The sequence below is a fragment of the Streptomyces sp. NPDC087263 genome (assembly GCF_044744645.1).
GTDB lineage: Bacteria > Actinomycetota > Actinomycetes > Streptomycetales > Streptomycetaceae > Streptomyces.
The window spans coordinates 14,894-33,169 of record NZ_JBIUYT010000002.1 but is presented as its reverse complement, the minus strand read 5'-3'; the positions used below and the strand labels follow the sequence as shown (position 1 = coordinate 33,169).

Sequence of the window (18,276 nt, the reverse complement as noted above, 5' to 3'; positions counted from 1 at the left end):
CGTGGACATCGACATGAGTGCCCTGCGGGGTTTGGTGCGGGAGAAGGAGATCTCCTTCGACCTGCTGGTCGAGGCGATCGAGTCGGCCCTCCTCATCGCCTACCACCGCACCGAGGGAAGCCGTCGGCACGCGCGCGTGAAGCTCGACCGGGAGACCGGTCATGTGACCGTGTGGGCGAAGGAGGACCCCGAGGACCTGGAGGAGGGGCAGGAGGCGCGCGAGTTCGACGACACCCCGTCGGGCTTCGGCCGTATCGCCGCGACCACCGCCAAGCAGGTCATCCTGCAGCGCCTGCGGGACGCCCAGGACGACGCGACGCTCGGCGAGTACGCGGGCCGCGAGGGCGACATCGTCACCGGTGTCGTGCAGCAGGGCCGCGACCCCAAGAACGTCCTCGTCGACATCGGCAAGCTGGAGGCCATCCTGCCCGTGCAGGAGCAGGTCCCCGGTGAGACCTACACGCACGGCCTGCGCCTGCGCTCGTACGTCGTACGGGTCGCCAAGGGCGTCCGAGGTCCGTCCGTGACGCTCTCCCGCACGCACCCCAACCTGGTGAAGAAGCTGTTCGCCCTGGAGGTGCCGGAGATCGCCGACGGGTCCGTCGAGATCGCCGCCATCGCGCGCGAGGCGGGCCACCGTACGAAGATCGCCGTCCGCTCCACCCGGTCCGGGCTCAACCCCAAGGGCGCCTGCATCGGCCCCATGGGCAGCCGGGTGCGCAATGTGATGGCCGAGCTGAACGGTGAGAAGATCGACATCGTCGACTGGGCGGACGATCCGGCGGAGATGGTGGCGAACGCGCTGTCCCCGGCCCGCGTCTCCAAGGTCGAGGTCGTCGACCTCGCGGCCCGCTCCGCGCGCGTGACCGTCCCCGACTACCAGCTGTCGCTGGCGATCGGCAAGGAAGGGCAGAACGCCCGGCTCGCGGCCCGTCTCACGGGCTGGCGGATCGACATCCGCCCGGACACCGAACAGCCCGCCGAGCAGCGCGGGGAATAGACCCGGGAATACGCCGGGGAATAGATCCAAGCCGCAGGTGGCTGAGATCACGACAGTTTTGTGCGCGGCAACTGTTCGATTCTTGCCCCAAAGGGGTGAGGTCGGTACGGGGAGGTAGACTCAAGAGTGTCTGGCCGGACGCGAGCCCGCGCATGCCCTGAGCGCACCTGTGTGGGGTGCCGGGAGCGAGCGGCCAAGAAGGATCTGCTGCGCATCGTGGCGGTCGAGGGTGAATGTGTCCCCGATCATCGCGGTACGCTGCCCGGCCGGGGTGCGTATGTACACCCCGCCCTGGTCTGTTTCGACCTGGCGGTCCGCCGCCGGGCGTTCCCAAGGGCGCTGCGTGTCCCGGGATCACTCGACAGCAAGGCGTTGCGCCACTACGTCGAGTAGGTAACACCGTAAGACGTGTCGTACGGAACCCCCGTGCGGCCCTGGTACCCCGCGAGTTGGAAGTAGGTCGAGATTGCGATGAGCACTCGATGAGCACGCGATGAGTACGCCCATGAAGTAGCGACGGTCCGGACGCAACCCGGACCTAAAAGGAGCGAAGTGGCTAAGGTCCGGGTATACGAACTCGCCAAGGAGTTCGGGGTTGAGAGCAAGGTCGTCATGGCCAAGCTCCAGGAACTCGGTGAGTTCGTCCGTTCAGCGTCCTCGACGATCGAGGCGCCCGTAGTACGCAAACTGACAGATGCCCTCCAGCAGGGCAACGGCGGCGGCAAGCCGGCGCCGCGCAAGGCCGCGCCCGCCAAGCCGGGTGCGCCTTCTCCCGCGCAGGCCGCCCGTCCGGCAGCCCCGCGCCCGCCGGCCCCCAAGCCGGCGGTGGCCGAGAAGCCCGCGGAGGCCGCTCCGGTCACCCCGGTCATTCCGTCCACTCCTGCCTCGGGCCCGCGGCCGGGTCCCAAGCCCGCGCCGAAGCCCGTCGTGGCCGCTCCGGCTCCGGTCGCCGCCGAGTTCACGGCGCCTCCGTCGGCTCCCGCGGCTCCGGCCGCCGGCGCCGCTCGTCCGGCTGCTGCCCGTCCGGGCGCTCCCAAGCCCGCCGGTGCCCGTCCGGCCGGTCCCGCCCAGGGTGGCCCGGGTCGTCCCGACCGTCCCGAGCGTACGGACCGTCCCGAGCGTGGCGACCGCCCCGACCGTCAGGGCGCTGCGCGCCCGGGTGGCCAGAGTGCGCGTCCCGGTGCTCGTCCGGCCGGTCCGCGTCCGGGCAACAACCCGTTCACCTCTGGTGGCTCCACCGGTATGGCGCGCCCCCAGGCGCCCCGTCCGGGCGGTGCTCCGCGCCCGGGTGGCGCAGGCGCCCCCGGCGCTCCGCGTCCGCAGGGCGCGGGTCAGGAGCGTGGCGACCGTGGTCCCCGTCCCCAGGGCGGTCCCGGCGGCGCTCCGCGTCCGCAGGGTGGTCCGGGCGGTGCCCGCCCGAGCCCGGGCGGCATGCCTCGCCCGCAGGGTGGTGCTCCGCGTCCCGGCGGCGCCCCCGGTGGTAACCGTCCGAACCCCGGCATGATGCCGCAGCGTCCCGCTGCGGGCAGCCCGCGTCCGGGCGGCGGTGGCCCCGGTGGCGGCCGTGGTCCCGGTGCCGGTGGCGGTCGACCCGGCGGTGCCGGTGCCGGTCGTCCCGGTGGTGGCGGCGGCGGTTTCGCCGGTCGTCCGGCCGGTCCCGGTGGCGGTGGCGGCGGTTTCGCCGGTCGTCCCGGTGGTCCGGGTGGCGGTGGCGGCGGTTTCGCCGGTCGTCCCGGTGGTCCCGGTGGCGGTGGCGGCGGTCGTCCCGGCTTCGGTGGTCGTCCGGGTGGTCCCGGTGCCCGTGGTGGCACACAGGGCGCCTTCGGTCGTCCCGGTGGTCCCGCGCGTCGTGGTCGCAAGTCGAAGCGGCAGAGGCGCCAGGAGTACGAGGCCATGCAGGCCCCGTCGGTCGGCGGCGTCATGCTGCCTCGCGGCAACGGACAGTCCGTCCGCCTGTCGCGCGGTGCCTCGCTCACCGACTTCGCCGAGAAGATCGGCGCCAACCCGGCGTCGCTCGTCGGCGTGATGATGAACCTCGGCGAGATGGTCACTGCCACGCAGTCCGTCTCCGACGAGACGCTGAAGCTCCTCGCGGACGAGATGAACTTCGTCCTCGAGATCGTCAGCCCCGAGGAGGAGGACCGCGAGCTGCTCGAGTCCTTCGACATCGAGTTCGGCGAGGACGAGGGTGGCGAGGAGTTCCTCGTCGCGCGTCCGCCGGTCGTGACCGTCATGGGTCACGTCGACCACGGTAAGACCCGACTGCTCGACACCATCCGCAAGACGAACGTCGTTGCGGGCGAGGCCGGCGGTATCACGCAGCACATCGGTGCGTACCAGGTCGCCACCGAGGTCAACGGTGAAGAGCGCAGGATCACCTTCATCGACACCCCGGGCCACGAGGCGTTCACCGCCATGCGTGCCCGTGGTGCCAAGTCGACCGACATCGCGATCCTCGTGGTGGCGGCCAACGACGGTGTGATGCCCCAGACGATCGAGGCGTTGAACCACGCCAAGGCGGCCGACGTGCCGATCGTGGTCGCGGTCAACAAGATCGACGTCGAGGGCGCCGACCCGACCAAGGTGCGCGGTCAGCTCACCGAGTTCGGTCTGGTGGCCGAGGAGTACGGCGGCGACACGATGTTCGTCGACATCTCCGCCAAGCAGGGCCTCAACATCGAGGCTCTCCTGGAGGCCGTGGTCCTCACCGCGGACGCCTCGCTCGACCTGCGGGCCAACCCGGAGCAGGACGCGCAGGGTATTGCGATCGAGTCCCACCTCGACAAGGGCCGCGGCGCCGTCGCGACCGTCCTGGTCCAGCGAGGCACCCTGCGGGTCGGCGACACCATGGTGGTCGGCGACGCGTACGGCCGTGTCCGAGCGATGCTCGACGACAAGGGCGACAACGTGGAAGAGGCGGGTCCCTCGACCCCGGTCCTCGTCCTCGGTCTCACCAACGTCCCGGGCGCCGGCGACAACTTCCTGGTTGTCGACGAGGACCGTACGGCGCGTCAGATCGCCGAGAAGCGCGCGGCGCGTGAGCGCAACGCCAACTTCGCCCGCCGGGGTGTCCGGTTCTCCCTGGAGAACCTGGACGAGGCCCTCAAGGCCGGTCTGGTGCAGGAACTCAACCTCATCATCAAGGGCGACGCGTCCGGTTCGGTGGAGGCTCTCGAGTCCTCGCTGCTCCAGCTCGACGTCGGCGAAGAGGTCGATATCCGTGTCCTGCACCGCGGTGTGGGTGCGGTCACCGAGTCGGACATCAACCTGGCGACCGGCTCCGACGCCATCGTCATCGGCTTCAACGTCCGCGCTGCGGGCCGCGCGGCTCAGATGGCGGAGCGCGAGGGCGTCGACGTCCGGTACTACTCGGTGATCTACCAGGCCATCGAGGAGATCGAGGCGGCCCTCAAGGGCATGCTCAAGCCGGAGTACGAGGAGGCCGAGCTCGGCACGGCGGAGATCCGCGAGGTCTTCAAGTCGTCCAAGCTGGGCAACATCGCCGGTGTCCTGGTCCGTTCGGGAGAGGTCAAGCGCAACACCAAGGCGCGCCTCATCCGCGACGGCAAGGTCATCGCGGAGAGCCTCAACATCTCCGGTCTGCGTCGCTTCAAGGACGACGTCACCGAGATCCGCGAAGGCTACGAGGGCGGTATCAACCTCGGAAACTTCAACGACATCAAGGTCGACGACGTCATCGCGACGTACGAGATGCGCGAGAAGCCGCGCTCGTAAAGCGAAGGTCTGAGCTGGTCGGGGTGACTGTGTCACCCCGACCAGCTCAGCGTCTTTTAGGGGCGCGGGGAACTGCGCGACAAGCCCCCACCGGCCGACAGCCGAAGAACAACCCAGGGGGTCTGGGGCACAGCCCCAGAAGGACGGGACGGGTAGGGGCGGCGGGGGCGAAAATATCCGTCGAGCACCCCCACCGGTTCGTTGTACGGTTCTGATGTCCCTGCCAAGCGCATTGGCAGGCCATCTATCCCGTACCGGCGGGACATCCGGTTACACATGTACGTGGGGACGCTGTCCTTCGATCTACTCCTCGGCGATGTCCACTCGCTCAAGGAGAAACGCTCTCTCGTCCGGCCGATCGTCGCCGAACTTCAACGGAAGTACGCGGTGAGCGCGGCGGAGACGGGAAACCAGGACCTGCACCGCAGGGCAGAGATCGGCCTCGCGGTGGTCTCCGGCGACACCGAGCACCTCACCGACGTACTGGACCGGTGTGAACGGCTCGTCGCGGCACGACCGGAGGTGGAACTGCTGTCGGTACGGCGCAGACTCCACACGGACGACGACTGACAACAGCGGTCGGCGTCCGACGAAGACTGACGGAACAAGCAAGGCGAAGAAGGAGACGGACCAGTGGCCGACAACGCGCGGGCTAAGAGGCTGGCGGACCTCATCCGAGAGGTGGTGGCCAAGAAGCTGCAGCGCGGGATCAAGGATCCGCGGCTCGGCACCCACGTCACCATCACGGACACCCGGGTCACGGGTGATCTGCGGGAGGCGACCGTCTTCTACACGGTGTACGGGGACGACCAGGCGCGGGCGGAGGCCGCCGCGGGCCTGGAGAGCGCCAAGGGCGTGCTCCGTTCCGCGGTCGGTGCGGCGGCGGGCGTGAAGTTCACGCCGACGCTGACCTTTGTCGCGGATGCCCTGCCGGACACCGCCAAGACCATCGAGGACCTGCTCGACAAGGCGCGGGCCTCGGACGAGAAGGTGCGCGAGGTCTCCTCCGGCGCGAAGTACGCCGGTGACGCCGACCCGTACAAGAAGCCCGACTCCGACGAAGAGCCCGACTCCGTCGAAGAGCCGGAAGACGACGAGACGGACGACGCCACCGGATGACCGAGAAGCACCGGACGCCCGACGGACTTGTCATTGTCGACAAGCCGTCGGGCTTCACTTCGCACGACGTGGTCGCCAAGATGCGCGGGATCGCGAAGACCCGCCGGGTCGGACACGCCGGCACCCTCGACCCCATGGCGACGGGCGTGCTCGTCCTCGGCGTCGAGAGGGCCACCAAGCTCCTGGGGCACCTGGCGCTCACCGAGAAGGAATACCTGGGAACGATCCGGCTCGGGCAGAACACCCTGACGGACGACGCCGAGGGTGACTTCACCTCGTCCACGGACGCCTCCGGCATCGAGCGGGACGCCGTCGACGCCGGCATCGCCAAGCTGACCGGCGACATCATGCAGGTGCCGTCCAAGGTCAGCGCCATCAAGATCAACGGAGTGCGCTCGTACAAGCGGGCGCGGGACGGCGAGGACTTCGAGATCCCGGCCCGTCCGGTGCGGATCTCGTCGTTCGCGGTGTACGACGTTCGCGTCGCCGTCGCCGAGGACGGCACACCGGTGCTCGACCTGGTGGTGTCGGTCGTCTGCTCGTCCGGGACGTACATCCGGGCCCTCGCCCGAGACCTGGGCGCTGACCTGGGCGTCGGCGGTCATCTCACCGCGCTCCGCCGCACCCGGGTCGGCCCGTACAAGCTCGACTCCGCGCGCACCCTCGACCAGCTCCAACAGGAGCTGACCGTGATGCCGGTCGCGGACGCCGCCGCGGCCGCGTTCCCGCGCTGGAACGTGGACGAGGGGCGGGCGAAGCTGCTTCTCAACGGCGTACGCCTGGAGATGCCCGAGGAGTACGCGGGGCGCGGCGCCGTCGCGGTCTTCGACCCGGCGGGGCGGTTCCTGGCACTGGTGGAGGACCAGAAGGGCAAGGCGAAGAGCCTGGCGGTGTTCGGCTGACGCCGACCGCCCGCATCGCTGTGCCGAACCCGCCCGTGGAGCGGCGGTCACGGGGTCTTGTGCCCGCCGCTCCACGGTCCCCCCTCGGTTCCCCCACCCAAGGGTGTATCCATCCGCCCTCGTCTGTTCACCCCTTCGGGCAGGCGCTCGGAGTGAAGCGGGGGAGCGGAAGGGGGCGCGTTCGCCAGGCGATCTGTCGCGCTGATCACCCCACGCCTACCGTCGAAAGCAGGAGCGCGGCGGGGAGGTTCGAGCATGGCGGGACGGGGCCCGCGGACCGGGGGCCGGCACGTACCGGTCGACAGCAGGAAAGTACTCGACGGCCGACAAACAGCGGACGACACCCGGGCCATGGAGGCCCATGACCGGGCGGCGACAGGGACCGATACCTCTCGGACACCCGACGACGACCCTCGGACACCCGACGACAGCCGGGAGATCCTCGACGAAGCCCTGGTACGCGTCTGCGACCTGGCGGGGCGTCCGCGTGGCACGGGGTTCGTCGCCGACCACCACGGCACGGTGATCACCAGCCACGAAGCGGTCGACGGACTGACCTGTCTTGTCCTGCACACTTCCGGCGGCCGCACCTGCGTGGTCACCGACGACGCCGTCACGTCCCTCCCGGACGCCGATCTGGCTCTCGTACGCACCGAAGGCCTCGGCGTGGACCCGCTCCCCGTCACCGTGCGGAGCCGCGTCGAGGCCGGCACGTACGTCCGGATCGCCGCGGGCGGCTGGCGCGAGGCCCGGGTGCTCGGCGCGTCCGCCGTCACCTACACGGCGACCGACCGCTTCCATCTCCTGGGCGAGGCACTGGAGTTGGCGATCGGCACGGCCGGCGCCGACGCGCTGCGGCTGGGCGGCGGTGCCGCCGGTGGGCCGGTCCTCGACGCCTCGACCGGGGCGGTGGTGGCGGTCCTCGGCACCGCGCTGCACGGCGGGCACAGGGTGGCGGGCCTCGCGGTCCCGCTGCGGGGTCCGGACGCCGAAGGACCACTCACCGCGCTGCTCGCCCGCAACGCGGCCACGGTGCCCGCGTACGGGGCCGATCTCAATCCGGCCGGGGTGCTGGAGCTGACGGCGACCTCCGTGGGCTCGGACGGGCCGGGGACTTCTGTGGGCCCGGACAGCGGTCACTCCGGGCCCGTCGAACGGGCCGATGCCGTGCGGGAGTTCGCGGCATTCGCGGACAGCCCGGCCGCCGTGCTCGGGCTCGTCGGCCGGCCCGGCAGCGGTCGTACGACGGAACTGGCGGCCCTCGCCGCACGCCGCACCCGAGGTGCGGAACCGGCGCCCACCTTGTGGCTGCGAGGCGCCGACCTCCTCGACACGGACCTTTCGGTGGCGGACGCGGCGGCACGGGCGCTGGAGCGGGCGGGCCGGATCGTGGCGGCCTCGCGAGAGGGCCCTCACCCCGGAGGTTCCGCGGCCTCGGACGTGCTGCCTCCCGAGGCGTACGGCGGTGAGCTGGGCGATATCGGGCCGGAGAGGCTGGCCCGGGTGGCGCGGGACGCGGGGCGGCCGTTGCTGCTGCTCCTCGACGGTCCCGAGGAGATGCCGCCCGCCCTCGCCCACCGGATGCCCGAGTGGACGGCGGGCACGGCGGACTGGCTGCGGGAGAATGGAGCGCGGCTCGTGGTCGCCTGCCGGGCGGAGTACTGGGAGCAGGTGGGGGCGGAGTTCCCGGCGGAGTTGCTGCACCGGGCCGCTGCCTCCTCCGTCCTTGCCGGTCCCTCCGTGTACGAGGCCGGGCGGTTTCCCGCCTGTGTGTGGCTGGGGGACCTGACCGAGGGCGAGGCGCTGCGGGCCCGGGCTCGCGCGGGGATTCCCGAGGGTGTGCTCGCGGCGGCCGACGCACGGCATCCGCTGACCTTGCGGCTGCTGGCCGAGGTGCGGTCCGCACTGCCGGAGTCACCTGCGGGGCCGCTCGACCGGGATGAGGTGTTCGCCGCGTACCTGGACCTCATGTGCCTGCGCGTCGCGGTCCGGCTCGCCGCGGCGAACGGGCTTCGGGGGGCGGCCGTACGGCGGCTCGCCGCCCAGGTCTCCGGCCAGGTGCACGAGGCCGCACGGCGCTGTCTGGGGCCCGGACAGGGGGAGTTGGACCGCGCCTCCTTCGAAGCCGTCTTCCCGTGGGGACCCGCCTCCGGACGCCGCCTCGGCGCCACCACCGGCTGGGCCTCCGCCGTCCTCACCGAGGGCCTCCTCGTCCCCGCGGGCAACGGCTACCGCTTCGCCCACGAGGAACTCGCCGACTGGATCCAGGGCACCCACCTCGACCTGGACTCCGCCCTGCACGCGCTGGTGCACCGGGGGCGCGCCGACTCGGCCGGGTCGCGGAAGCCGGCGAACACGGCTGACGGGGCTTCGGCTGGGAGGGGCACGGCTGACGGGGCTTCGGCTGGGAGGGGCGCGGTGCCGTCCTGGGTGGCCAAGGCCTCCGCCCCGCCTCGCGCACTCCCCGTCCCCCGCCATCGCATCGGCCCGGTCGTCCAGGCCCTGCTCCTCCTGGCCCGACAGCAGGGCCCCGCCGAGTTGGCCCTCCGGCTGGAGGAGCTGGTGCACGCCCTGGACGACCTCCTGCCGCCGAGGACGGCACCGCTCGGCGACCCCGCCTGGTGGGCCGCCCACCTCTGCGCCGACGCCCTGCTGCGGCTGCCCGACGCGCGTCCGTACGCCGGGGTGCTGCGGCTGCTCGCCGAGCGGATCGTGACGTGGCGGGAGCAAGGGCGGGGCGTGCCGGGGGAGTTCGGGCCGGCGTTCTGGGAGGCGGCGGCGCTGCCGGAGGCGGAGCGGTTCGAACTGCTGAGGTGCCTGGTGGTCGCCGACGAGGCACCGAACCCCGCGAGCCAGGAAGGCGAACCCCGTTACCTGGACGCCGTGGCCCGTCTCCTCACCAGCGACCCCACCGCCGTACAACCGCATCTCACTCCCTGGTTCCACGACGACCGCCCCCTTCCCGCGACCCCGCACGCGACCGTGGCGACGGCCGCGCAGGCCTTGCTGTACGCGTACCGGCGCCGCGCTCTGGACGATCTCGCGGAGGCGCTCGTCGCCGTCGCGCACCGGCGTGGCGACGAACTGCTGGCCGTACTCGCCGAGGAGGAACCGTCGGCCGTGTGCCGGGCGGTGGACCGGTGGGCGCATGACGAGCGCCCTGCGCGGCGGGTGGCGGCGGTGGCGTACGGGTTGCGGGCCGCACCGCATGTGCGGACCGAGGCCGACCGGGCGCTGCTGCGTTACGCGGCGCTCGCGCTGCTGGCCCGCCCCGCCGACTGCTCCCTGCACGGCGGAGCGCTCGGCCTCCTCGTACAGGACCCGTGGACCCGGGCCAGGTACCTCCCGCAGGCGCTGGAGCGGTTCACCGCGGGCGATCCGCAGCTGCCCGCGAGCGCGCTGGTGGCCGCCCTCACGACCCATCCCGACCCGGTGCTCGCCGCCTTCCGCACCCGGCTGTGGCAACCGGGCGCGGGTCCGGACACGGACGAGACGCTGCGCACCCTTGCCGATGTCACCACGCCCGCCCTGGCCCGCCGGGTCGCCGCCCTCGTCCGCGAGGTGGTGGAGCTGCGCCCGGCGGCCGCCGCGCAGGTGGCCGGGTACGTCGACCGGCACCTCGACCACGGTCCGGAGGCGCGCGCGGTGCTCTTTCCCCTGGTCAACGGACTGGTCACCGGCTGCCCCGCACCGGTGCGGTCGGCGCTCGCGACCGTGCTCGCCGCGTCGGGCAGCCCGGTCTCCCGCCCGCTGCGGCGCGAGCTGCTCGACCTCCTTCTCGCGCACGAGCGGGACCCGGCCGTCCTCGACGCCCTGCTGCGGGCCGCCGCGGCCGGTGCGGCCCGCAGAGGGGAGGACCGCACCCGCGAGCTGGTGCACCGAACGGGCCTCCTCCTGGTTCGCACTCCGGCCGGCGCGACCGGCTTCGACCGCGGCCTCGTCGACCTGGCCCGTACCGTCCCCGGCTTCGCCGCCCTGGTGGCCCGCTGGCTGACCGGCGCCCCCGAGGAGTGGGCCGGCGTGGTCGGCCCGAGCACCCGCCGCATGATCGAGAACCTGGCCGGAGTGCGGGTCCCCGCCTGACCCGCGCGCAGTGGTGCGGGATGCGTCACAGCCTGATGCCGATGCAAGCTGAGCGCACCCGGCATGGCACTCTTAGAGCTGCGAATGAGGCATTCACGGACACAGGTTCGACGAGTTTGCGACAAGGAGCAGACACAGTGCAGCGCTGGCGTGGCTTGGAGGACATCCCCGAGGACTGGGGGCGCAGCGTGGTCACCATCGGTTCCTACGACGGGGTGCACCGCGGACACCAGCTGATCATCCGGCATGCCGTGGATCACGCCCGTGACCTGGGCGTTCCCTCCGTCGTCGTCACCTTCGACCCGCACCCCAGCGAGGTCGTGCGCCCTGGCAGCCACCCGCCGCTGCTCGCCCCGCACCACCGCCGTGCCGAACTGATGGCCGAGCTGGGTGTGGACGCCCTCCTCATCCTTCCGTTCACCAAGGAGTTCTCGAAGCTGTCGCCCGCCGACTTCGTGGCGAAGGTTCTCGTCGACAAGCTGCACGCGAAAGCGGTCGTGGAAGGTCCCAACTTCCGCTTCGGCCACAAGGCCGCCGGGAATGTCGACTTCCTCCGTGAGCAGGGCGCGACCTACGACTTCGAGGTCGAGGTCGTCGACCTGTGCGTGACCGGTGACGCGGGTGGCGGGGAGCCCTTCTCGTCGACGCTCACCCGGCGGCTCGTCGCCGAGGGCGATGTCGAGGGCGCGCGCGAGATCCTCGGACGCCCGCACCGCGTCGAGGGCATCGTCGTACGCGGCGCCCAGCGCGGCCGTGAACTCGGCTTCCCGACGGCCAACGTCGAGACCCTCCCGCACACCGCCATCCCCGCCGACGGCGTCTACGCGGGCTGGCTGCACGTCGCGGGCGAGGCGATGCCCGCCGCCATCTCCGTGGGCACGAACCCCCAGTTCGACGGCACCGAGCGCACCGTCGAGGCGTACGCCATCGACCGCGTCGGCCTCGATCTGTACGGTCTGCACGTCGCCGTCGACTTCCTCGCCTTTGTGCGCGGCCAGGCCAGGTTCGACTCCATCGAGTCGCTGCTGGTGGCCATCCGGGACGACGTGAAGCGGTCGTTGGAACTGATCGAGGCGTACGGGGGCGAGTAGGTCTGCGGATCGGCCGGCGTTCTGGAGGCACCGGCCGCTCCTTTCCCGTCGTGACGGGATCGGCCGGGATTCTGGAAGCACCGGCCGATCCTTTCCCGTAGTGACGGGATCGGCCGGCGTTTTGGAAGCACCGGCCGTTCCTTTCCCGTAGTGACGGGATCGGCCGGCGTTTTGGAAGCACCGGCCGCCCCCCTCACGTAGTGACGTGGGCCCTCGCCCAATGACACGCCACCTGCGTCTCGGCGCCCCCGCCGAGCACCTCCAGATCCTGGCTCCGGCACGCGTCCGCCACGCCCGCCCGCTCCGCCTCCCCGCTCGCCAGGATCTGGCAGCGGGCGTGGAAACGGCAGCCGGAGGGGATGCGGGACGGGTCCGGGGGCTCGCCGGTCAGCACCACCGGGTCGCCCGGGGCTTCCGGCAGGACGGACAACAAGGCTTGTGTGTACGGGTGTTGAGGAGCCGTCAGGACCTGTTCGACCTCACCGGTCTCCACGATGCGGCCCAGGTACATCACCGCGACCCGGTCGGCGATGTTCCACGCCAGGCCCAGGTCGTGGGTCACCACCAGGGCGGACAGGCCGAGTTCGGTGCGCAGCCGCAGGAGCAGGGCGAGGATCTCGCCGCGTACCGAGGCGTCCAGGGAGGCCACCGGCTCGTCGGCGACGATGAGTTCGGGCTCCAGGACGAGGGCGCCCGCGATGACGACCCGCTGGCGCTGGCCGCCGGACAGCTCGTGCGGGTAGCGGAGGAAGAAGCGTTCCGGTGGGCGAAGTCCCGCCCGGGAGAGGGCATCCGCGACCGCCGCCCGCTCGTCGCCGCCGTACCGGTGGATACGCAGCCCCTCGGCGACCGCGTCGTACACCGTGTGCCGGGGGTTGAGCGAGCCGCTCGGGTCCTGGAGGACCAGTTGGACGCGTTTGCGGTATGCCTTCAGTGAGCGTGAGGAGTAGTCGAGGGGCTTGCCGTCGAAGGTGACGCGACCCCCGGTCGGCGGGACGAGGCCGAGGAGCGAGCGCGCCAGCGTTGTCTTGCCGCAGCCCGACTCGCCCACCAGCGCGACGATTTCGCCGCGCCGGATGTCGAGGTCGACTCCGTCGACGGCGCGGGCCGGGTCGGCGCCGTGGCGTCCGGGGAAGGTGATGTGCAGCCCCTCGGCGCTGAGCAGCGGTGGTGTCGTCACGGGAGGTGTCGTCATGGCGTGCTCCTGGCTGGTTCAGCTGCTACGGCCGCCCCCACGTGCACACAGGCCGCCCACCGCCCCGCCCCCGCGTCCCGCAGCGCCTGGTCCTCGGTCACGCAGGAGTCCAGGGCCACCGGGCAGCGGGAGTGGAACGTACAGCCGGACGGCAGCGCGGACGGGTCCGGCGGGTCGCCCGGCAGGCCGCGCGGCGCGAACCGGGAGGCCGTGTCGCCGATACGTGGGAAGGCGGCCGACAGGGCATTGCCGTACGGGTGTCGGGCATCCTCGTAGACCTGCCGGGCCGGCCCTTCCTCGACCACCCGGCCCGCGTACATCACCGCAAGACGGTCGCAGGTGTCGGACAGGACCGCGAGATCGTGGCTGATCATGATGAGACCCAACTCCTGCTCGGTGACGAGCTGTTGGATGAGGCGGAGGATCTGCGCCTGGATCATCACGTCGAGCGCGGTGGTGGGTTCGTCGGCGATGACGAGCCGGGGATCGCAGGCCAACGCCATGGCGATCATGACGCGTTGACGCTGCCCGCCTGAGAGTTCGTGCGGGTACGCGTCCGCGCGGGCGGCGGGGAGGCCCACCTGTTCGAGCAGTTCGCCGGTCTTCCGCTTCGCGCCCGCCGCGGTCGCCTTCCTGTGCAGCAGGATCGGCTCGGCGATCTGGTCGCCGACGCGGTGCACGGGGTTCAGCGAGTGCATGGCGCCCTGGAAGACGATCGAGGCGCCCGCCCAGCGGACCGCCCGCACCCGGCCCCACTTCATCGTCAGCACGTCCTCGCCGTCGAGCAGGATCTCGCCGGTCGTGCGCGTCCCGGCGGGTAGCAGCCGCAGGAGAGCGAGTGCGAGCGTGGACTTGCCGCAGCCCGACTCGCCCGCGATGCCGAGTTTCTGGCCCGCGTCGAGTGCGAGGTCCACACCGCGTACGGCGGCCGCCCCGCCGGCGTACGTCACTTCGAGGTTGCGGACCTCAAGGAGGCGTTGTCCGGTCGTCGTGCTCAACGTGCCACCCCCAGCTTGGGGTTGAGGACCGATTCGACCGCGCGTCCGCACAGCGTGAACGCCAGCGCGACCCCCGCGATCGCGATACCCGGCGGCACCAGATACCACCACTTCCCGGCGCTGACCGCGCCCGCCTCCCGTGCGTCCTGGAGCAGTCCGCCCCACGAGACGACCGTCGGATCGCCGAGCCCGAGGAACGCGAGCGTCGCCTCGGCGAGGATCGCGGAGGAGATGATCAGCGTGGTCTGGGCCAGCACCAACGGCATCACATTGGGCAGCACATGGCGGGACATGATGTGCCAGTGCCCGCCGCCCAGCGCCCTGGCCCGCTCGATGTACGGCCGCGACTCCACCGCCAGGGTCTGCGCACGCACCAGCCGGGCCGTCGTCGGCCAGGTCGTGACGCCGATCGCCAGGATGATCGTGCCGAGTGAACGGGACAGCACGGTCGCCAGCGCGATGGCGAGGACGAGGGTCGGCATGACCAGGAACCAGTCCGTGATCCGCATCATCACGGTCGCGAACCAGCCCCGGAAATGACCCGCCGTGATCCCGATGACCGCGCCGATCGCGACGGAGAGCACGGCGGCCAGCAGCCCGACGAGCAGCGACACCCGCGCGCCCCAGACCACGAGCCCGAGCAGATTCCGCCCGAACTGGTCGGTCCCCAAAGGGAATTCGGCGCTTGGGCTCTCCATCGGCCCGCCCGGCGCGTTCGTCACACTCTGCACGTCGGAGCCGACGGTCAGCGGTGCGGTCAGCGCGAGGAGCGCGAAGAGGCCGAGGGCGGCGAGCCCGAAGACACCGGCACGGTGGCTTCGGTACTGCTTCCAGAAGCGGGCTGCGGAGGCGCGGCGGCGCTGCCGGGCGAGCGTGCGCGGGCTCGCTGTCGCCACCTGCGGGGTTGCTTCGGTCGGCACCGGTCCGCCCGACTCTGTTGTGGTCATCGGCCCACCCGTGGATCCAGCAGCGGATAGATCAGATCGGCCAGCGTGTTCATCACGATCACCGCCGCCGCGAAGAAGAAGAACAGCCCCTGCACCAGGGGCAGATCGGGCACGCTCAGGGCCTGGTAGAAGAGCCCGCCGAGACCAGGCCAGGAGAAGACGGTCTCGACGAGGATGACGCCGGCGACGGTTCGGCCGAGGTTGATGAAGATCAGTGTCACGGTCGGCAGCAGGGCGTTGGGCACGGCGTGCCGGCGCCGTACGAGGTCGTCCCGCAGGCCCTTGGCCCGGGCCGTGGTCAGGTAGTCGCTGCCCATCTCGTCGAGCAGCGCCGAGCGCGTCACGAGCAGCGTCTGCCCGTACTCGACGGCGACCAGTGTCACCACCGGGAGGACGAGATGGTGGGCGACATCGACGACGTACGCGAAACCGGTCTCGCCGTTCCCCGACTCCATGCCGCCGGTCGGGAACAGGCCGGGGATCGGGCCGATGCCCACCGAGAAGACGATGATCAGCAGCAGCCCGAGCCAGAAGGACGGGATGGAGTAAAGGGTGAGCGCCAGACCGGTGTTGAGCCGGTCGCCGGTCCCGCCGTTGCGCCACGCGGAACGAGTACCGATGAAGACGCCGAGCGCCGTGAAGAGGACGAACGACGTGCCGGTGAGGAGAAGGGTGTTCGGGAGTGCCTCGGTGATCTTGTCGATGACGGGAGCCCGGAACTGGTACGAGGTGCCGAGGTCGCCGGTGAGCGCCTTGGCGCAGTAGTCCGTGAACTGCTCCCACAGCGGCAGATCGAGTCCGAACTCCTTCCGGTAGTTGGCGAGTTGCTCCGCCGACACCGGGCGGCCGCCCGTCATGTACTTGACGGGGTCGCCGGGGATGAGCCGGAAGAGGAAGAAGCTGGTGACGAGGACGGCGAGCAGTGAGACGGCCGCGCCGCCCAACTTGCCCGCCACATACCGCGGATAGGCGGTCCTGCTGCGCGCCCGCGGCCCGCGGACCGACGGCCCGGCCTCAGCCGGACCGCCGATCGCCGCGGTCGGCGAGGGTGTTGCTTCAGCGGTCATGGACTCTCACTCGGTGGGGGCTGCTCGCGGCTCGGTGGCGGGGGACCCGTGGCACTCGCGGTCGCTACTCGCGGTCTTCGGCGGTCGAGCGGCGTCGCATCGCGAAGAACGCGCCGGCGCCCACGAGGACGACGATGCCCGCGACGATGCCGATGATGACCCCCGTGGAGCTCGAACCGTCGGAGGACTCACCGGAGGAGGCCGCCGGAACCGCCGACCACCAGCTCCAGTAACCGTCCTGGCCGTAGATGTTGCCCGCGGCCTTCGGCATCGTCTCGATCGACTCGATCTGGTCGGTGCGGTAGGCCTCGACCGCGTTCGGGTACGCCATGACGTTCATGTACCCGGTGTCGTACAGCCGCGATTCCATCTGCTTGACGAGGTCTGCCCGTTTGGCGGTGTCGTACTCGGCGAGCTGCTGGTCGTAGAGCTCGTCGAACTTCTTGTCGCAGATGAAGTTGTCCGTCGCACCGGTGTCCTTGGGGGTCGCCGGAAGCGCGCCGCAGGTCTGGATCGACAGCAGGAAGTCGGGGTCGGGGTTGGCGGACCAGCCGTCGAAGGCGAGGTCGTAGGTGCCCGCGAGCCAGGGATCGGTCACGTTGTCGAGGCAGTTGAGGGTGACACCGATACCGAGCTTGCCCCACCACTCTTTCAGGTACTGTCCGACCGCCTTGTCGTTCGGGTCGGTGGCGTGGCACAGGACGCGGTAGGTGATCGGCTTGCCGTTCTTGCCGACGCGCTTGCCGTCGCCGTTCTTCTTGTAGCCCGCCTCGTCGAGGAGTTGGGCCGCCTTGGCCGGGTCGTACGACAGCTTCTGGCTCGCGGACGGCTCCCAGAAGTAGTCGGAGAAGCGGGGCGGGATGTAGCCGGCGCCTTCGACGGCGTGGCCCTGGAAGACCTTGTCGATGAGGGCCTTGCGGTCGACGGCCATGAACAGCGCCTGTCGCACCTTCTCGTTGAGCAGCGACTCGTGCCCGTCGCCGAACTTCTGGCCGTTCTTTGCCTGGGCGCCCGGGTTGACGGCGAGCGCGTAGAAGCGGCGGCCCGGCGCGTCGTTGACCTTGATGTTCTTCTGGGTCTCCAGGGTGGCCGCCTGAGCGGGCGTCAGACCGAAGGTGAAGGACACCTCGCCCTTCTGCAGGGCGGCGACGGCGGCGTCGTTGTCCTTGTAGTACTTGAAGACCAGCTCGTCGAACTTGGGGGAGCCGCGCCAGAAGCTCTTGTTGGCCTTGAGCCGTACGTAACTGTCGGCCTTGTAGTCGGTGAGGATGAACGGTCCGTTGCCGACGACGGGGAAGCTCTTGTCGTTGTTGAACTTCGAGAAGTCCCCGACCTTCTCCCAGACGTGCTTGGGCACGATCGGTACATCGAGCGCGGTCATCGTCGCCTGCGGCTTCTTCAGTTCGATGACGAGCTCGGTGGGGCTGGGGGCCGTGACCTTCTTGAAGTTGGCGACGAAGCTGCCGTTGGCGGTGGCCGCGCCGTCGTCGGTCATGATCTTGTTGAAGGTCCAGGCCGCGTCCTCGGCGGTGGCCTGCTCGCCGTCCGACCACTTGGAGTCGGAGCGGATCGTGTAGGTCCAGGTGAGCTTGTCGGCCGAGGGCGCCCACTTGGTGGCGAGGCCGGGGACGGCGTGGTTGTCCGCGGGGTCGTAGTTGGTCAGGTACTCGTACATGAGCCGGTGAATGCTCGTACTGACCAGGCGGCTCGCCAGGAACGGGCTCAGCGAGTCGACGCTCTGCGCCACCGCGACGGTGAGGGTCTTCTTGCCCTCCTTGGCCTGGGCCTGCTGGGGCGCCGGGTTGAGGGGGGTCGCGAGACCGGCGGTGAGGGTGAGGGCCGCGGCTCCCGCGGCGGCGATGAGCCGCAGCCATCCAACGCGTACGGCACGGCTGCCGTGCTGATCTGGTGTGTTCATGGGTCGGTGACCTCGCGTCATCGCTCGCACAGGGATGGCTTGTTGAACCGGTGGGACTGATGGAACCGACGGAACCGATGGAACACGGTTGATCGGGTGACGCCGACGGGGTTGATCTGTGTGTCTACCAGCGGCGCTCTGTGAACGTCAACGGCGCACGAACCCCATGTGGCCTGCGGAAATAACGAGTTGACGCGAATTTTCCACTCATTGGTTCAGAC

At 70.8% G+C, this 18,276-nt stretch carries 13 protein-coding genes; 8 read left to right on the top strand and 5 right to left on the bottom strand.

All coding sequences use genetic code 11. The features are described from left to right. Nucleotide 1 precedes the first annotated feature (1 nt). From nusA to ACIPC1_RS05355, 8 genes are all read left to right on the top strand, one after another. A complete protein-coding gene (nusA, locus tag ACIPC1_RS05390; protein WP_384389716.1) occupies nt 2–1,000 on the top strand; it encodes a transcription termination factor NusA in 999 nt (332 codons plus the stop codon). Between the two features lie 126 nt (nt 1,001–1,126). Then, on the top strand, nt 1,127–1,393 hold the full coding sequence (locus ACIPC1_RS05385) for a YlxR family protein (RefSeq protein ID WP_402513476.1): 267 nt from the start codon (nt 1,127–1,129) through the stop codon (nt 1,391–1,393). 159 nt (nt 1,394–1,552) lie between these two features. Then, on the top strand, nt 1,553–4,735 hold the full coding sequence (infB, locus tag ACIPC1_RS05380) for a translation initiation factor IF-2 (RefSeq protein WP_402513474.1): 3,183 nt from the start codon (nt 1,553–1,555) through the stop codon (nt 4,733–4,735). Between the two features lie 276 nt (nt 4,736–5,011). Continuing rightward, the gene (locus tag ACIPC1_RS05375; RefSeq protein WP_384389723.1) at nt 5,012–5,305 is read left to right on the top strand and encodes a DUF503 domain-containing protein; all 294 of its coding nucleotides are present in this window, start codon (nt 5,012–5,014) and stop codon (nt 5,303–5,305) included. Nucleotides 5,306–5,368: 63 nt separating this feature from the next. Beyond that, entirely contained in the window at nt 5,369–5,854 is a 486-nt protein-coding gene (gene rbfA / locus ACIPC1_RS05370) for a 30S ribosome-binding factor RbfA (protein WP_384389726.1), read from the top strand. Then, nucleotides 5,851–6,756 (top strand): tRNA pseudouridine(55) synthase TruB, encoded by a 906-nt coding sequence (gene truB / locus ACIPC1_RS05365; protein ID WP_402513470.1) that lies wholly within the window; start codon nt 5,851–5,853, stop codon nt 6,754–6,756. Before rbfA ends, truB begins: the two co-directional genes overlap by 4 nt. A 351-nt stretch (nt 6,757–7,107) precedes the next feature. Beyond that, nucleotides 7,108–10,839, top strand: a complete 3,732-nt coding sequence (locus tag ACIPC1_RS05360) for a trypsin-like peptidase domain-containing protein (RefSeq protein ID WP_402513468.1) — start codon at nt 7,108–7,110, stop codon at nt 10,837–10,839. 137 nt (nt 10,840–10,976) lie between these two features. Beyond that, entirely contained in the window at nt 10,977–11,930 is a 954-nt protein-coding gene (locus ACIPC1_RS05355) for a bifunctional riboflavin kinase/FAD synthetase (protein ID WP_384389735.1), read from the top strand. A 193-nt stretch (nt 11,931–12,123) separates the two neighbouring features. On the opposite strand, the gene ACIPC1_RS05350 is transcribed toward ACIPC1_RS05355, so the two are convergent. The 5 genes from ACIPC1_RS05350 to ACIPC1_RS05330 all read right to left on the bottom strand — a co-directional run bounded on the left by ACIPC1_RS05350 (nt 12,124) and on the right by ACIPC1_RS05330 (nt 18,055). Continuing rightward, nucleotides 12,124–13,125: an ABC transporter ATP-binding protein gene (locus tag ACIPC1_RS05350; RefSeq protein WP_402513464.1), complete on the bottom strand. Its 1,002-nt coding sequence runs from the start codon at nt 13,123–13,125 to the stop codon at nt 12,124–12,126. Further along, nucleotides 13,122–14,123 (bottom strand): ABC transporter ATP-binding protein, encoded by a 1,002-nt coding sequence (locus tag ACIPC1_RS05345; protein ID WP_402513462.1) that lies wholly within the window; start codon nt 14,121–14,123, stop codon nt 13,122–13,124. Before ACIPC1_RS05345 ends, ACIPC1_RS05350 begins: the two co-directional genes overlap by 4 nt. Further along, nucleotides 14,120–15,070 (bottom strand): ABC transporter permease, encoded by a 951-nt coding sequence (locus ACIPC1_RS05340; protein ID WP_402513460.1) that lies wholly within the window; start codon nt 15,068–15,070, stop codon nt 14,120–14,122. Before ACIPC1_RS05340 ends, ACIPC1_RS05345 begins: the two co-directional genes overlap by 4 nt. Continuing rightward, a complete protein-coding gene (locus ACIPC1_RS05335) occupies nt 15,067–16,137 on the bottom strand; it encodes an ABC transporter permease (RefSeq protein WP_402513458.1) in 1,071 nt (356 codons plus the stop codon). Before ACIPC1_RS05335 ends, ACIPC1_RS05340 begins: the two co-directional genes overlap by 4 nt. Before the next feature lie 64 nt (nt 16,138–16,201). Then, nucleotides 16,202–18,055: an ABC transporter substrate-binding protein gene (locus tag ACIPC1_RS05330; RefSeq protein ID WP_402513457.1), complete on the bottom strand. Its 1,854-nt coding sequence runs from the start codon at nt 18,053–18,055 to the stop codon at nt 16,202–16,204. Nucleotides 18,056–18,276 lie beyond the last annotated feature (221 nt).

What these genes read in the sequence shown, in the direction of transcription:
- ACIPC1_RS05330 (WP_402513457.1), bottom strand. Translation starts at nt 18,055, where the DNA reads ATGAACACACCAGATCAGCACGGCAGCCGTGCCGTACGCGTTGGATGG.
- ACIPC1_RS05350 (WP_402513464.1), bottom strand. Translation starts at nt 13,125, where the DNA reads ATGACGACACCTCCCGTGACGACACCACCGCTGCTCAGCGCCGAGGGG.
- ACIPC1_RS05375 (WP_384389723.1), top strand. Translation starts at nt 5,012, where the DNA reads ATGTACGTGGGGACGCTGTCCTTCGATCTACTCCTCGGCGATGTCCAC.
- ACIPC1_RS05360 (WP_402513468.1), top strand. Translation starts at nt 7,108, where the DNA reads ATGGAGGCCCATGACCGGGCGGCGACAGGGACCGATACCTCTCGGACA.
- truB (WP_402513470.1), top strand. Translation starts at nt 5,851, where the DNA reads ATGACCGAGAAGCACCGGACGCCCGACGGACTTGTCATTGTCGACAAG.
- ACIPC1_RS05335 (WP_402513458.1), bottom strand. Translation starts at nt 16,137, where the DNA reads ATGACCGCTGAAGCAACACCCTCGCCGACCGCGGCGATCGGCGGTCCG.
- ACIPC1_RS05340 (WP_402513460.1), bottom strand. Translation starts at nt 15,070, where the DNA reads ATGACCACAACAGAGTCGGGCGGACCGGTGCCGACCGAAGCAACCCCG.